10 protein-coding genes are annotated in these 13,164 nt (G+C 55.8%); all 10 read right to left on the bottom strand.

Features of this window, described 5'->3' with window-relative positions; all coding sequences use genetic code 11:
• Positions 1-171: 171 nt before the first annotated feature.
• Positions 172-876 (bottom strand): SDR family oxidoreductase, encoded by a 705-nt coding sequence (locus tag ABH944_RS44180; protein WP_404615666.1) that lies wholly within the window; start codon positions 874-876, stop codon positions 172-174.
• A gap of 104 nt (positions 877-980) precedes the next feature.
• Positions 981-1,931, bottom strand: coding sequence for an electron transfer flavoprotein subunit alpha/FixB family protein (locus ABH944_RS44175; protein WP_404615668.1), 951 nt, complete (start codon positions 1,929-1,931; stop codon positions 981-983).
• Between the two features lie 13 nt (positions 1,932-1,944).
• Entirely contained in the window at positions 1,945-2,694 is a 750-nt protein-coding gene (locus tag ABH944_RS44170; protein ID WP_404615670.1) for an electron transfer flavoprotein subunit beta/FixA family protein, read from the bottom strand.
• Positions 2,695-2,714: 20 nt separating this feature from the next.
• On the bottom strand, positions 2,715-3,941 hold the full coding sequence (locus tag ABH944_RS44165; protein WP_404615672.1) for an aminotransferase-like domain-containing protein: 1,227 nt from the start codon (positions 3,939-3,941) through the stop codon (positions 2,715-2,717).
• 43 nt (positions 3,942-3,984) lie between these two features.
• Complete coding sequence (locus ABH944_RS44160) at positions 3,985-5,157, bottom strand: NAD(P)/FAD-dependent oxidoreductase (protein WP_404615674.1); 1,173 nt, start codon at positions 5,155-5,157, stop codon at positions 3,985-3,987.
• 117 nt (positions 5,158-5,274) lie between these two features.
• On the bottom strand, positions 5,275-6,903 hold the full coding sequence (locus ABH944_RS44155) for a hydantoinase B/oxoprolinase family protein (RefSeq protein WP_404615676.1): 1,629 nt from the start codon (positions 6,901-6,903) through the stop codon (positions 5,275-5,277).
• A gap of 11 nt (positions 6,904-6,914) precedes the next feature.
• Positions 6,915-9,011 (bottom strand): hydantoinase/oxoprolinase family protein, encoded by a 2,097-nt coding sequence (locus ABH944_RS44150; protein ID WP_404615678.1) that lies wholly within the window; start codon positions 9,009-9,011, stop codon positions 6,915-6,917.
• Positions 9,012-9,266: 255 nt separating this feature from the next.
• Positions 9,267-9,506, bottom strand: a complete 240-nt coding sequence (locus ABH944_RS44145; RefSeq protein ID WP_404615680.1) for a hypothetical protein — start codon at positions 9,504-9,506, stop codon at positions 9,267-9,269.
• A gap of 183 nt (positions 9,507-9,689) precedes the next feature.
• Positions 9,690-10,784 (bottom strand): branched-chain amino acid ABC transporter substrate-binding protein, encoded by a 1,095-nt coding sequence (locus ABH944_RS44140; protein ID WP_404615684.1) that lies wholly within the window; start codon positions 10,782-10,784, stop codon positions 9,690-9,692.
• A 798-nt stretch (positions 10,785-11,582) separates the two neighbouring features.
• On the bottom strand, positions 11,583-12,401 hold the full coding sequence (locus ABH944_RS44135) for an IclR family transcriptional regulator (protein WP_404615682.1): 819 nt from the start codon (positions 12,399-12,401) through the stop codon (positions 11,583-11,585).
• Positions 12,402-13,164: the final 763 nt, after the last annotated feature.

Here is a 13,164-nt window from a genome sequence, read left to right as displayed (position 1 = left end):
TCTCTTGACCATGCCCCATACCTCCAGACAGTTCGTTGAAGATATAACGCGCAGGACTACGATTGGTTGTCATGTTTTACGGAAATATCAATAATTTATAAAGTCTTATATAGAGGGCTGGCGGGATGTTAGCTCACCAACCTTCCTTTGGATCTCACGCCTGGCGAAAGCTTACAGGGCTCGAACCAGTGCTCCGTCAACACGAATGTTTTGTCCGGTGATATATCCCGCGCCGTCTGATAGAAGAAAGGCAACTGCCTTTGCGATTTCCTCGACGGTCCCGAGTCGCTTTGCTGGCAGGGCAGCAATAAATTCCTCAGAGGCGTCCCAACTGTCGATGTAGCCCGGCAGGACTGAATTGATACGAATATTCTTCGCGGCATAGCGCTCAGCGTACAACTGCGTAAACGCGCTCAACCCTGCTCGCAGCGTCGAGGAGACCGGCATGATCTGAAGCGGTGAAACGGCTGCAAAGCTGGAGATATTGACGATTGCGCCACCTCCTTGTGATTCGAACACCGGCGTCACACGCCGCAACATACGAATGACGTTCAGCAAGACGATGTCAAGGCCGGCCCGCCACTCGTCATCAGTAAGCGTCAATAGATCGCCTTTCGGGGGGTGGCCCGTATTGTTCACCACCGCATCGACTCGTCCGTATTTGTCAAGCGTTTCGGCGACTAGCCGATCAATATCTGCCTCCTCCGTAACCGAGCCAGAGATACCAAAACCGCCCAATTCTTCAGCGAGTTTCGCTGCGCTGCCCGACGGCGACATAAGCGCCACCCGATAACCGCTGGATGCCAGCTCCCGCGCGATCGCGCCGCCCATGCCTTTACCCGCAGCAGTGACAACAGCAACTTTTTGCGCACTCATACCGTCTCCTTGAAAATCATTTGGGAATTCACGCACGATGCGCCCGTGGACGACCAACGTGTCTGCTTACGATCTGGCCGGACTTCTAAATCGCCGCGAATCGTTTACGAGTTCAGTTCACCAACGAGTTCAGGAACGAGGTCGAACAAGTCTCCAACCAGTCCATAATCGGCGACGCTGAAAATCGGCGCTTCCGCGTCCTTGTTGATCGCAACGATGACCTTCGAGTCCTTCATCCCGGCCAGATGCTGAATCGCACCCGAGATGCCGACTGCAATGTACAACTGCGGCGCGACGATCTTGCCGGTCTGGCCGACCTGATAGTCGTTCGGTACAAAGCCTGCATCCACTGCTGCACGCGAGGCGCCCAATGCCGCGTTTAACTTATCCGCCAGCGGCTCGAGCACCTTCATGTAGTTCTCGCCGCTGCCCAGACCGCGACCACCCGAAACGATGATCGACGCCGAGGTCAGCTCCGGACGATCCAGCTTCGTCACTTCACGGCTGACGAACTGCAACAGGCCAGTGTCTGCTGCCGCTTCGATCTTCTCGATCGTTGCGCTTCCGCCTTCGGCTGCCGCAGCGTCAAAACCGGTCGTGCGCACTGTGACGACCTTGATGGAGTCATCCGACTGAATGGTAGCGATCGCGTTACCTGCAAAGATCGGGCGCGCGAACGTGTCGGCCGAATCCACTGCGACGATGTCGCTGATCTGCGCGACGTCCAGCTTCGCGGCGATACGCGGCGCAAGGTTCTTACCGTAGGCAGTTGCCGGCGCGAGGATGTGTGTGTAGTCCTTCGCAACGTTCATCACCGTCGCTTCGACGTATTCTGCGAGGCCTGCTTCGAGTTGCGGCGCGTCGGCCAGTAGAACCTTGGTCACGCCTGCAATCTTCGCCGCGGCATCCGCCGCGCCTTGTGCGTTGTTACCCGCCACAAGCACGTGAACGTCCTGGCTGCTTAGTGTGGCAATTACCGCCGCGGCAGCGACCGTATTGAGCGTCGCAGTCTTCACCGACGCGTTGTCGTGTTCCGCAATTACCAGAATAGTCATTTCGTTCGTCTCCTTACAGCACCTTGGCTTCGGTCTTGAGCTTCTCGACCAGCGTCTTCACATCTGGCACCTTCGCACCGGCGGAACGCTTGGGCGGCTCAACGACTTTCAGCGTCTTCAGGCGCGGCGTGACGTCGACACCCAAGTCTTCCGGCTTGATCGTCTCCAGTGGCTTCTTCTTCGCCTTCATGATGTTCGGCAGCGTCACGTAGCGCGGCTCGTTGAGGCGCAGATCAGTCGTAACCACGGCCGGCAGCGTCAGCGACAACATTTCAGCACCGCCATCCACTTCACGCGAAACCGTCGCCCTGCCGTCCGCCACCACAACCTTCGATGCAAACGTCGCTTGCGGGAGGTTAGCCAGCGCAGCCAGCATCTGGCCGGTCTGATTCGAATCGTCGTCGATGGCCTGCTTGCCGAGGATGATCAGTTGCGGCTGTTCGCGGTCAACCAGCGCCTTCAGCAGCTTGGCCACGGCCAGCGGTTGCAGCTCTTCGTTCGACTCGATCAGGATCGCGCGGTCCGCGCCGATCGCCAGCGCCGTGCGCAGCGTTTCCTGCGATTGCGTCACGCCCGCCGACACGGCGATCACTTCGGTCGCAACGCCCGCTTCACGTAGACGCACCGCTTCTTCAACCGCGATCTCGTCGAACGGATTCATCGACATCTTCACGTTACTGAGATCCACGCCCGATTGATCCGCCTTCACCCGAACCTTGATGTTGAAGTCCAGCACTCGCTTCACCGCAACCAATACTTTCATGTCTGTCCTCTCGTCGCCGCTCACGACTGAATCGCAGCGTCGTTCTTTGTAAGCGCACCTTCGAACGCGAGCTTAAGCCGCTTCACGCCTTCCTTGATCTCGTCAACGCTCGGTGCCGCATATGACAACCGTAGCGAGCCGACGTCGACCTTGTCGACGAAAAATGCCTTTCCTGGCACGAAAATAACGTTCTGCGCAATCGCGTTGGCAAGAAGCAATGACGTATCCTTTCGGGACTTCAAACGCGCCCAAAGAAACATCCCGCCCTTGGGAGGCTGAAATTCAATCTCGTCGCCAAACTCCGCTCTCAGCGAATCACAAAGTGCGTCGCATTTGCGCCTGTATTCACTTGAAATGGTCTTCAGGTGAGGCCGAATTGCACCGCTTTTAAAATACTCGGCTGCGACAGCCTGCATCCACGTCGAACTGCAGAGATCTGCGGTCTGCTTTGCGATGACGCATCTCCGCACGATCTCCTCCGGCCCGATAGTCCAGCCGACTCTCAATCCCGGCGCGACAATTTTGGAGAGGCTGCCCAGATGCACCACCCAATTGCGGGCTCCCTCAACCTGCCCCGCGAGACTCAGCAAAGGTGGGATAGTCTCCCCTTCGAAACGCAGACCACTGTAGGGATCGTCCTCGACAATCACAAACTGATACTTCACTGCCAACGCAAGCAGTTCAAGCCTGCGTTCGAGACTTAGCGTCAGTCCGCCTGGATTAGAGAATGCCGGTACGACATAAAGCAATTTCGGGCGTGCCTTCAGCGCGCCTGACTCGAGAACCGTTCTGAGCTCTCCGACATCCATTCCATCTTTGTCCACCGGAATGGCGGTGACGGAGGCCTGTTGTAACCTGAGTGCCTGTAATGTCGCCGGATAAGTCGGCTCCTCAACCAGCACGACGTCACCGGGCGATACGAGCGTGCGGAGAAGCAAATCAAATCCCTGCTGCGAACCTGTTGTCGCGATTATTTCGTTGGCTTCGCAGCTGATGCCATCGTCGGCAACAAAGCGGATGATCTGTTCTGTCAATGCGGGCGCCCCTTCAGTTGCCCCGTATTGAAGACAGGCCACCGGATTCTCGTAGGCGCTGTCGCTTGCACGTTTCAGACCCTGAACGTCGAAAAGCTCACTCGCCGGCACGCCTCCCGCAAACGAGATCATGTCCCGCTGGCCCAGATACTTCGAAAGTTCGCGAATGGGCGAACCCGTCGGTTGTTTGAAAACAGGTACAAAATCGTACATTTTATTTATCCAGAATTATTGGGCTTTCTACACCGTATGCTCATCACACAACGTTTTTCTCGACAATCGGTTGGTTTTTCAGCACCCTGGACCAACCAAGAGAAGAAACATCCAACGTTGTATAGCGACCGTTTCTGATCAGCTCGCTCACAGCACGTCCCGTTGCTGGTCCATGCTGCATACCGTGGCCGCTGAAACCGTTCGCAAAAACGCAATTCTCGACATCGGGGTGGTACCCGATGATGGCGTTTTGATCAAATACGTTGTACTCGTAGTAACCGGACCAACTACTCTCGACCCTGAGCGCCTCAAACTGGGGAACCCGTTCTGCGAGTTTAGGCCACACAATCTCGTCGAAAAGCGCGTGATCTACATCGTGCAGGGGAAGATCATCATGGTCATTCTCGGGCCTGGGTGCGATACCGCAAATGTAGCCCTTGCCTTCCGGTCGAAACCAGACGCCAGTCGGGTCAATAAAAAAGGGAGCGCGGTCCAGGACGGCAGGGGATGAAACGTTGAAAACGGTCCGGCGGCGCGCGTGCACCGGGAGATCAATATCGAGCATCGCTGCGATGTTTCTAGCCCACGGCCCTGCTGCATTGACCAGCGTGTCACATTCAAACTCCTCGCCGGAGGACGTTGCGACGCCGGTGGCCCGGTGAGCTTGCCTGCGCACAGCGGCAACCTCCAATGGAAAATAGCGGGCACCTAGCGCCTGGGCCTTTTTCCTTAGTGCCTGAAGTACGCTGTAGCCATCGAACCAGCCTTCGCCTGAGACCCCATACGAGCCTGCCTCCAGATCATCCACGTTCAGCCACGGAAACCGCTCAACCAAACCCTTGCAATCCAGAAGTGCAATGTCAGCCCCAAGACTATTCTGCATTGCGCAGTTCTCTCGCATGACATCGACGCCCTTCCGGTCTGCAAGAAACAGGTATCCGCCTTCATGCAGACTAGCCGTCGGCTTCGATCCGTTCACGTCAAGAAGTTCCGGCATGGACCGAAGAAATTCGATCCCAAAGCCAGACATCTGAACTGCGATCGGAGTAGAGAACTGCTGACGAATCCCGGCGGCAGAAAGAGCAGAAGACGAGCGAACATAACTCGGATCGCGCTCCAACACTGTGACGGAGAGACCCGGTTCGTTCACCAGCAGAAAATACGCTGCTGCACTGCCAACTACTCCGCCGCCAATGATTACGACTTTCTGAGGCACTTTCGCTTTCTCCTATTGCTAACTAATCGGTCATTTCGGGTTACATCGGGGATCGCTATCAGCCGTCCTGTATTGCGCAGTAGACAGCGAGTAGCCGACTCGCCTCGCCTAACGCCACTACCGGATCACGAGATCGTTTTCAACGTCACGCTGTTCCGCGGTTTTGTCCCGCAACTTCGGGTTTCCAATGCCGCCGCCACCCGGGGTGCGTAGTTGAATGACCTCGCCGGGCTGAATGACCTGCACCCCCTTTCCGGCCATCGTTCTGTCGGAATCACGGATGCCAATGTATCCGCTTGCACCGTCCCGACCTTCGTCACGACCACGCGGGGCATGCTCGATCCGATCAAAAGCAGCCAGGAGTTCAACGGGGCTGGGGGATATATTCTCGATCTCGATATCAAGACCGTTCCCCCCACGCCACTGGCCTTCCCCCCCGGAGCCGGGTCGTAGCTCTTTTTTCCAGAACATCAACGGGGTCGTCGTTTCGACAATCTCGATGGGGGTGCCCTTCACGCCACTTGGATATGCAGTCGCACTCAAGCCGTCCTTGCCAGGACGCGCACCGACACCGCCGTTCGTCACGATGCTAGTGGCAAAGGCGCCATTGCTACCACCTTCACGGCCACGGAAGGTCATCAGGTAAAGGCACGAGGTTCCTTCGGCCGGCACACGCTCAGGAATGGCCTGATGCAGGCAGCCAAACACCACATCTGGAAGCATCTGGCCGACAATGTGCCGTGACGCTACGGGAGAGGGTTTCAGCGCGTTCACAATGGAGCCTTCTGGCGCTACCACGTCGAACAGGGAAAGTGAACCCGCATTGTTAGGTATACGCGGCGCGACAGCACAAGTGAGTCCGAAGATCGCATAGGCTTTGGCATAGGACATGGGACAGTTGATGCCTTTGCGCGCTGCGGGAGATGAACCGGCAAAGTCGACAGTAATTCCCGGCTCCGCGATCGTTGTCGTCGCAGTTAACGTAACCGGCTCGTCGTAGCCGTCAATTGTCATTGAATTTGTCCACGACCCCTTCGGCAGTTCTTGAATAGCCGTCAGCACCGCGGCGCGTGAACTTTCAAGGATATGCTGGCCCAGGTCCTCAAGGTTCTCCAGCCCAAACTCGCGCATCATCTCCGAAAGCCGCCGCGTTCCTATCGCGTTGCAGTTAACCAGGGAGTAAATATCTCCTTCCGTGTCGACCGGCGTGCGCGTATTGGCCTTGAAGATAGCCATCAACGTTTCGTTCAATGCACCTGTGTCGAAAAGTTTCATGAACGGCACAGAAAGCCCTTCCATGAATACATCCGTGCCGTCGGGAACAGTACCGATACCCCCGATGTCCATCAAGTGGCTAGTCGATGCAAATAGTCCGACCAATGTACCGTTGTGGAAGGACGGCGTCACTACTACCAGGTCATTCAAGTGTCCGGTACCCATCCATGGATCATTTGTACAATATACGTCGCCGTCTTTCATGCTATCCACGGGGAACGCTTTAAGAAAGTGTCCAACCGATTCGGCCATTGAGTTGACGTGTCCGGGTGTCCCTGTGACAGCCTGTGCAAGCATGCGCCCTTGAAGATCAAATACCCCGGCCGAGAGGTCCCCGGACTCGCGCACAATCGTACTGAATGCGGTGCGCAACAGCGTCTGCGCCTGTTCCTCAACTACGGCCAGCAGTCTGTTCCACATGATCTGGCGACGGATTTCAAACAGTCCGCCCTGCTTGACTTCTGGTTTCATGATGGCTTTCCTCAGGAGGTGCGCTTCTCGAGCACGATGCAGAGTCGATCGTTAATGGACGCGCTGAATGTTGCGGGCACGAACGTAGTCGTCTCATACTCAGCGATAATGGCCGGACCAGTGAGCGTGGCGCCAATCCCCATCTGTTCTCGCGCGTAGACAGGAACAGTGATCGATCTATCCGAATCCGGGTCGAACAAGGTCCGTTCACCGACCGGCGTTGCTCCTGTCGCCTTCACCGGCGCCTTGCGTGCGACATCAGGTTTTTCCGCTATCGTGCTAACCGAAAGCGTCCAAGTCAGTATTTCAACATTTGCATACGGAATCGCGCGCGAGAACAGTGCGATATATTCCTTTTCGAAAGCATCTCTAAGCGACTCCGCGTCGCCTGCCGTCAGCTCGCGCGCCGGCACACGCACCACGATCTCATGTCCCTGGCCCTTGTAGCGCATAAATGCTTCACAAACTTCCACAAGCTCGCCGTCGCCCGAACCGGCGCGGACGACGGCACTGGCTTCCTGACGCATTTGGTCGATGAGCCGGTTGGCCTGACCTGCATCGAATTCGGACAAAATCATATAGCGGCTTCGTACGACCTCGAAAGCGATCGGTGCCCGCAGAAACCCGACAGCGGATCCCACGCCCGCATTCGCCGGGATAATCACCCTGACCATACCCAATTTCTCGGCGAGACGAGCCGCATGCAGGGGCGCTGCGCCGCCAAAAGCGATCATGGTATGCGTGGCAATATCTCTGCCGCGTTCGACAGAGTGCACTCGTGCTGCATTGGCCATGTTTTCGTCGACCATTTCGAGGACGCCGTAGGCCGAGTGATGCACTGAAAGGTCAAGGTTCTTTCCAATTGCTTGAGTGAGAGCTACGACTGAACGGTCGGGATAAAGCTTCATCTTGCCGCCCGCAAAGCGATCTGGATCGATTCGACCGAGACAAAGATTTGCGTCGGTGACCGTTGGCTCTTCTCCGCCGCGACCATAGCATGCAGGGCCCGGCTCCGAGCCGGCGCTCTCGGGCCCTACAGCAATGCGCTTCAATGCGTCAACATGGGCAATAGATCCGCCTCCAGCACCGATTTCTATCATTTCGATCACGGGGATGCGTAACGGCAAGCCGCTACCGCGCAAGAATCGCGCTGCGCGATCAACTTCGAAGGTACGAGAAGATTGGGGCTTCAGATCCTCGATTAGACAGATTTTCGCCGTAGTACCTCCCATGTCGAACGAGACGACCTTGTGCTCGCCACATTCAGCAGCAACATATGCCGCAAGGATTGCACCGCCCGCTGGGCCGCTTTCCACAAGTCGAATCGGGAAACGTGCAGCGGTCTCCAGCGTCGTCAGTCCGCCGCCGGATGTCATCAGGTAGACCGAACAACTAAAGCCACGCGTTACAAGCTCTCGGCCAAGCCGATTTAGATACCCAGCCATAAGGGGCTGAACATAGGCATTAGCAACAGCTGTCGAAGTGCGTTCGTACTCACGCACTTCGGGACAGACTTCGTACGACAACGTGACCGGAATGTCAGGGCACTCCTCGGCAAGAATCTCCCGCACCCGCTGCTCGTGCTGCGGGTTGACGTACGAATGGAGCAGCGCGACCGCAACGCTCTTGATATTCATACGCTTTAACTCAGGTACCAATGCACGGACCGAGTGCTCATCAAGCGGCAACATTACTTCACCACGCGCATTGAGTCGCTCGATCACTGTGAATCGACGCGACCGCGCAACCAAGGCCGCAGGCTTGTCGATGAAAATATCGTACTGATCAAACCGGCCTTCATCGGCGATATCAAGGGTGTCCCTGAAGCCCGCAGTCCCAATAACGGCTGTCAATGCACCTTTGCGCTCGATGATCGCATTGGTCGCGAGCGTCGTTCCGTGAATGAACAGCTCTACGTCAGACGGAGCGATTTCATGCTCCGCGAGCAAGGCAAGTGTCCCGTCGATAACGGCGCGCTCCGGCTCGCCGTACGTCGTCAGCACCTTACTTGTGAGTCGCTCGCCGTCACGCTCCACCACTATGTCTGTAAAAGTGCCGCCGATATCCGATGACAATCTCACGCGAGATTTTGTGTCTTTCGTGCTCATGTGAAACCCCTAATTAATTGCCTGATCCTCAAAAACCCACGAATGACGCTCATGTACCGACACCAATACCGACTTGGAGAACCACTACGCGAAAACATGTCAGCGTGAGTCGTCGCTTGCTTGTTATCGGAACGATCGCTCTGTGGGCTCACGAGTAATTTAATCTTGTTTGGTGTGGCAAGTTCGAAATTCGTTAAACCATCCATTCTTGCGCAGTGAATACGCACCGTTTCCGGCAGCCCATTACATTGCACTCTAGCAAGCGCGCATCGCCAAGCGTGCGGTCTCAGGCGGGAACACGCACCATGTTCCGTCATCGTGCCGGAAAAAGAAGATTCCAACCAAGCCGCCTGCAGGTCGAATTATCTCGACGCGTACAAAGCGCCTCTGATTCGAACGCGTGCGACTGAATTGGGTCACCCGAGCCGGTGTGGAAGGAGTGGGCACAAGCCATTTCTCGACCTGCAGACGCAATGACCTTTCTGCGATATTCATGTTCGCCTCCTGCAATGACATTCCCGTTGATTCCGCAGTACCCTGCTGCATTCGCCCCTTTTGCCGCTTCGTCCTCAGGGAACCCGTTTTCTCGCGTGACGTGTACTGGAAGCGGTCCGACGACGCGACCTTGACTACCATCGCGCAGGTTTGGCTGCGAATGGCAAACTTTGAACACTAGATTCACACGCCCGGGTCCCCCGTTGTAACTACAACCCATTGGCCACCCTTCACTTCATAGAGCGTTGAACTTGCAGATTTAAGGTCACCGTTCGGAAAGAAGGCGATAGGGCCTGTAATCCCGGTGATTTGAATCTTCTTGATCGCCGCATTGATATCAGCAGGATTGGTGGAATTGGCGCTTTCGATGGCTTTAACCAGCACGTTCGCCGCGTCATAGCCAAACGGCCCATATGGAAGCAGATCAATGCCATAAGTCTTCTTGTACTTGACGGCAAAAGTCTTGCCGTTCGGGAGCGATTCCAATGGCAGACCGTAATCCCAAGCCAGCGAACCTTCCGAGGCATCGCCCGCGATTTTGATGAAATTCGCGTCGGCCACGCCACCGCCTGCAAGGAACGTCGCCTTCATACCGAGTTGCCGCATACGTTTGACGACCATTCCCGCTTGTGTGTCCAAGCCGCCGAAGAACAGAAGGTCAACATCCTGACTCTTGATTTTCGTCAGCTGTGCGCTGAAATCCACGGCCTTGTCACTCGTGTACTCGCGACTGACTATCGTGCTGCCATGAGAGCGGACCGCTTTCTCGAACTCATCCGCCTCCCCTGCACCGAATGCAGTGCGGTCATCAAGAATGGCGATGCGCTTGGCCTTCACCACCGTAGCCGCGTACTTGCCGGCCGTACCCGAGTTTTGTGTGTCAGTTGCCATCACACGATAGACGGTCGACAGGCCCCCTTGCGTGATGGCGGGATTGGTCGCGGCAGGCGTAATCATAGGAATTCCTGCTTTCCCATAAATTTGGGACGCAGGAATCGTAGTCCCCGAATTGAAGTGCCCGATTACCGCGACGACGCGGTTGTCGACAAGTTGTTGGGCAACCTGGACTGCGATACGTGGGTCCCCCTGATCATCGACCGAAACCAACTGAAGTTTGATCGGCTTTCCGCCGATCACTAGTTTCCTGGCGTTAGCCTCATCAATGGCAAGCTGTGCAGAGTTTGCCGTGTCTTTGCCGTATCCGGCATATGCGCCTGTCATAGGTGCCGCTAACCCAATCTGCACGACCGCGTCCTGAGCGAACGCATTGACGGCCATGAAAGGAAGCTGAAGCGCCAATGCCAAACCAACAACCGGAAACTGCCTGCGAAATTGCGACAACTCGAACATTTTGCGAATCCTTCGAATAGCCAAGCGATCAACGGAACTGCAGGCTCGAACACGGCAACGCAGCCTGCCTCATGAGTGCCGATGATGATGTTCCGTATTCGGACCATTGGTTTCATATCGGACTTAGACTTAATTATAGGCATTGAATTTTTTTAAAAACAAATGATTTTTGCAAAAACCCGCGCAAACCCTAATGACGTGGCGACATATACGGCAGGAAGGGGTACGCCTCTACCCGGCGCGGGGCTCGAGCACACATGGATACGCACTTGATGAACACGGTGGAGGGGCGGAGGGTTGCCTGGTCAATCTATTTATCTGATAAGACGCGTGTCCCCGCCGCATCAGGACCCGCGGATTTCTTGGGGCGGATTTTTTTGGAGGACGGAGTGAAACCGCGGAACCAGCTTCAGCCTCTCGTCTCGAAGACTGCGTCGGCGGCCTGCATGCGCAATGTATTTAAATAGGAATACGAATAAAATGATTGAGCATAGATGAATCACACGACGCGAAATCGCTGAGATCGTACGTATCTAAGCCATTGCGGATCAGGGAAAGACGTCGTCGTGGGGCATCGACTACCATTAATCGCCGGTCGATGCATAAAGCAAAGGTCGCACCGCGAATGTACAGTGCAGCGCCGTGCCAGGATGCGTCGGAGCCCGCGGCCGCACCCCAGTCACTAACTGACACGAAACAGTTTTCAGCTGTTTCGACTTGGAAGCCTTACACAGAAGACTGAATCGGTCTGCGGTCGTCGCGGCGGCCAAGGAGTTCGGATATCTCCTCGGCCGATTCAACAAGCAGCTTCTGAATTCTGTCAACGTCCGCCACGATTCGGGCATTGGGACCTGCGACGACCAGCGCCGCAACCATATCTCCGCTCGAATCAAAAATGGGGGCCGCAAGGCCATAGACGTCATTGGTAGAGCCAAGGTCGGCAGCATCGAGTCCCAATTCAGCTCCCCTTCCTAGCAACTGCTTCAATATTGACTTGCTAGTCACCACTCTTGATGTCGGCTCGATCCGGACACTTTTCATATGAGCATCTTGCTCATTCTTCGGTGCGTAAGCCAGGAGCAAGCGCCCTGCCGATGAGGAATACAGCGGTCTCCGATCACCGACCGATACCATAAACCGAACTTCCTTCGGACTTTCTGCCTTGGCGACATAGACCATTTGCTGCCTGTCTTGTGTGAACTGGCCGATCAGCACGGTCTCGCCGGAAGCGGCGGCAAGCCCCTCAATTGTGGGTTGTGCGACTTCCGGAAACCGCCGGTGTGCAACGACGGCAGCCGCAAGTTTGAACGATTCAAGACCGAGTGTGTATGTACTTTGAACGTTCTTTACATAACCGCTTTCCGTCAGGGCACGCAACAGTGTAAGCAAGCTGGTTTTGGGTGTCCCAGTGAGCTCACACAGTCGACTCAAATTGGCACCCTCACGCAAATCCGCCAACAGTCGCAATACATGCACTATGCGCGCCGCAGCGCGGGGCGATGGACGAGGTTCCTTCGCGGCAATATTCCCAGAAGATTTGGTCATGCTGGCCAGGTGGGTTTAGTTTTGTCGGAATACTAGCACGGCTGCTCACACTGCAATCGGGTGAAGAGCCCATGCCAGCGGGCGCCTTCGGGTAGATGAACAGCCTGCCGGCACCGCAGACGATGCATCCTGCTGCTGCTGACCGAACCGGATTCTGCGCACACTTGAGCAAGACGTCAACAACTCCGCCACTTACCATTTTTACCAGCATCAAAGCCGGGCTCTTGCAGTTTACCCACCCTGAGCATGACCCTTTTCACGTTGTATCGACGCCATCCTTCCCCCGCCTTCTTTCCCGCCACACCACGAAGCCATTCGATGTCCACACGCATTCGCAGCTCATTTCTTGCGCGTTGACATCCCGAATTTGCCGAAATAGAATGGTCTCAAATCGGACCTATCATCGCAAATGAGAACATTATTTGAAAGGCAACCGTGCCTGTCAGAAGCTTTCATGACAAGTCCGGGTGTGTGATTCAAACACATCGTTTCAACTAAAATGAACTGAGGACCGCGAGATTACGGTGGGTGTTGATGTACCAGGAAACCGGCAACGGTCCTGTATGCACGCGGTGTTGCATTTCGAGACCGACACCTCTGAGTGGCTCCGGTGCTATCGCAATGCTGGAGAAGAGGGGCTTCGCTCTCAAGGTCATCGCCCTCACAACGTAAGCGTCATGCAGAGGCCGCGCCGACCGTTCAGAACTCAAATTCCGCTAGTCGTTCGTTGACGGCAGCGAGGTCAAAAGCATCGGGATCGAAA

Origin of the sequence: Caballeronia udeis (assembly GCF_044909315.1) — a bacterium.
Taxonomy (GTDB): Bacteria; Pseudomonadota; Gammaproteobacteria; order Burkholderiales; family Burkholderiaceae; genus Caballeronia; species Caballeronia udeis_A.
This window is presented reverse-complemented; position numbering and strand designations above follow the sequence as displayed.

Coding starts and splice junctions, on each gene's coding strand:
- ABH944_RS44155 (WP_404615676.1), bottom strand. CDS start 6,903: ATGAAACCAGAAGTCAAGCAGGGCGGACTGTTTGAAATCCGTCGCCAG.
- ABH944_RS44135 (WP_404615682.1), bottom strand. CDS start 12,401: ATGACCAAATCTTCTGGGAATATTGCCGCGAAGGAACCTCGTCCATCG.
- ABH944_RS44180 (WP_404615666.1), bottom strand. CDS start 876: ATGAGTGCGCAAAAAGTTGCTGTTGTCACTGCTGCGGGTAAAGGCATG.
- ABH944_RS44165 (WP_404615672.1), bottom strand. CDS start 3,941: ATGTACGATTTTGTACCTGTTTTCAAACAACCGACGGGTTCGCCCATT.
- ABH944_RS44170 (WP_404615670.1), bottom strand. CDS start 2,694: ATGAAAGTATTGGTTGCGGTGAAGCGAGTGCTGGACTTCAACATCAAG.
- ABH944_RS44175 (WP_404615668.1), bottom strand. CDS start 1,931: ATGACTATTCTGGTAATTGCGGAACACGACAACGCGTCGGTGAAGACT.
- ABH944_RS44140 (WP_404615684.1), bottom strand. CDS start 10,784: ATGGCCGTCAATGCGTTCGCTCAGGACGCGGTCGTGCAGATTGGGTTA.
- ABH944_RS44145 (WP_404615680.1), bottom strand. CDS start 9,506: ATGAATATCGCAGAAAGGTCATTGCGTCTGCAGGTCGAGAAATGGCTT.
- ABH944_RS44150 (WP_404615678.1), bottom strand. CDS start 9,011: ATGAGCACGAAAGACACAAAATCTCGCGTGAGATTGTCATCGGATATC.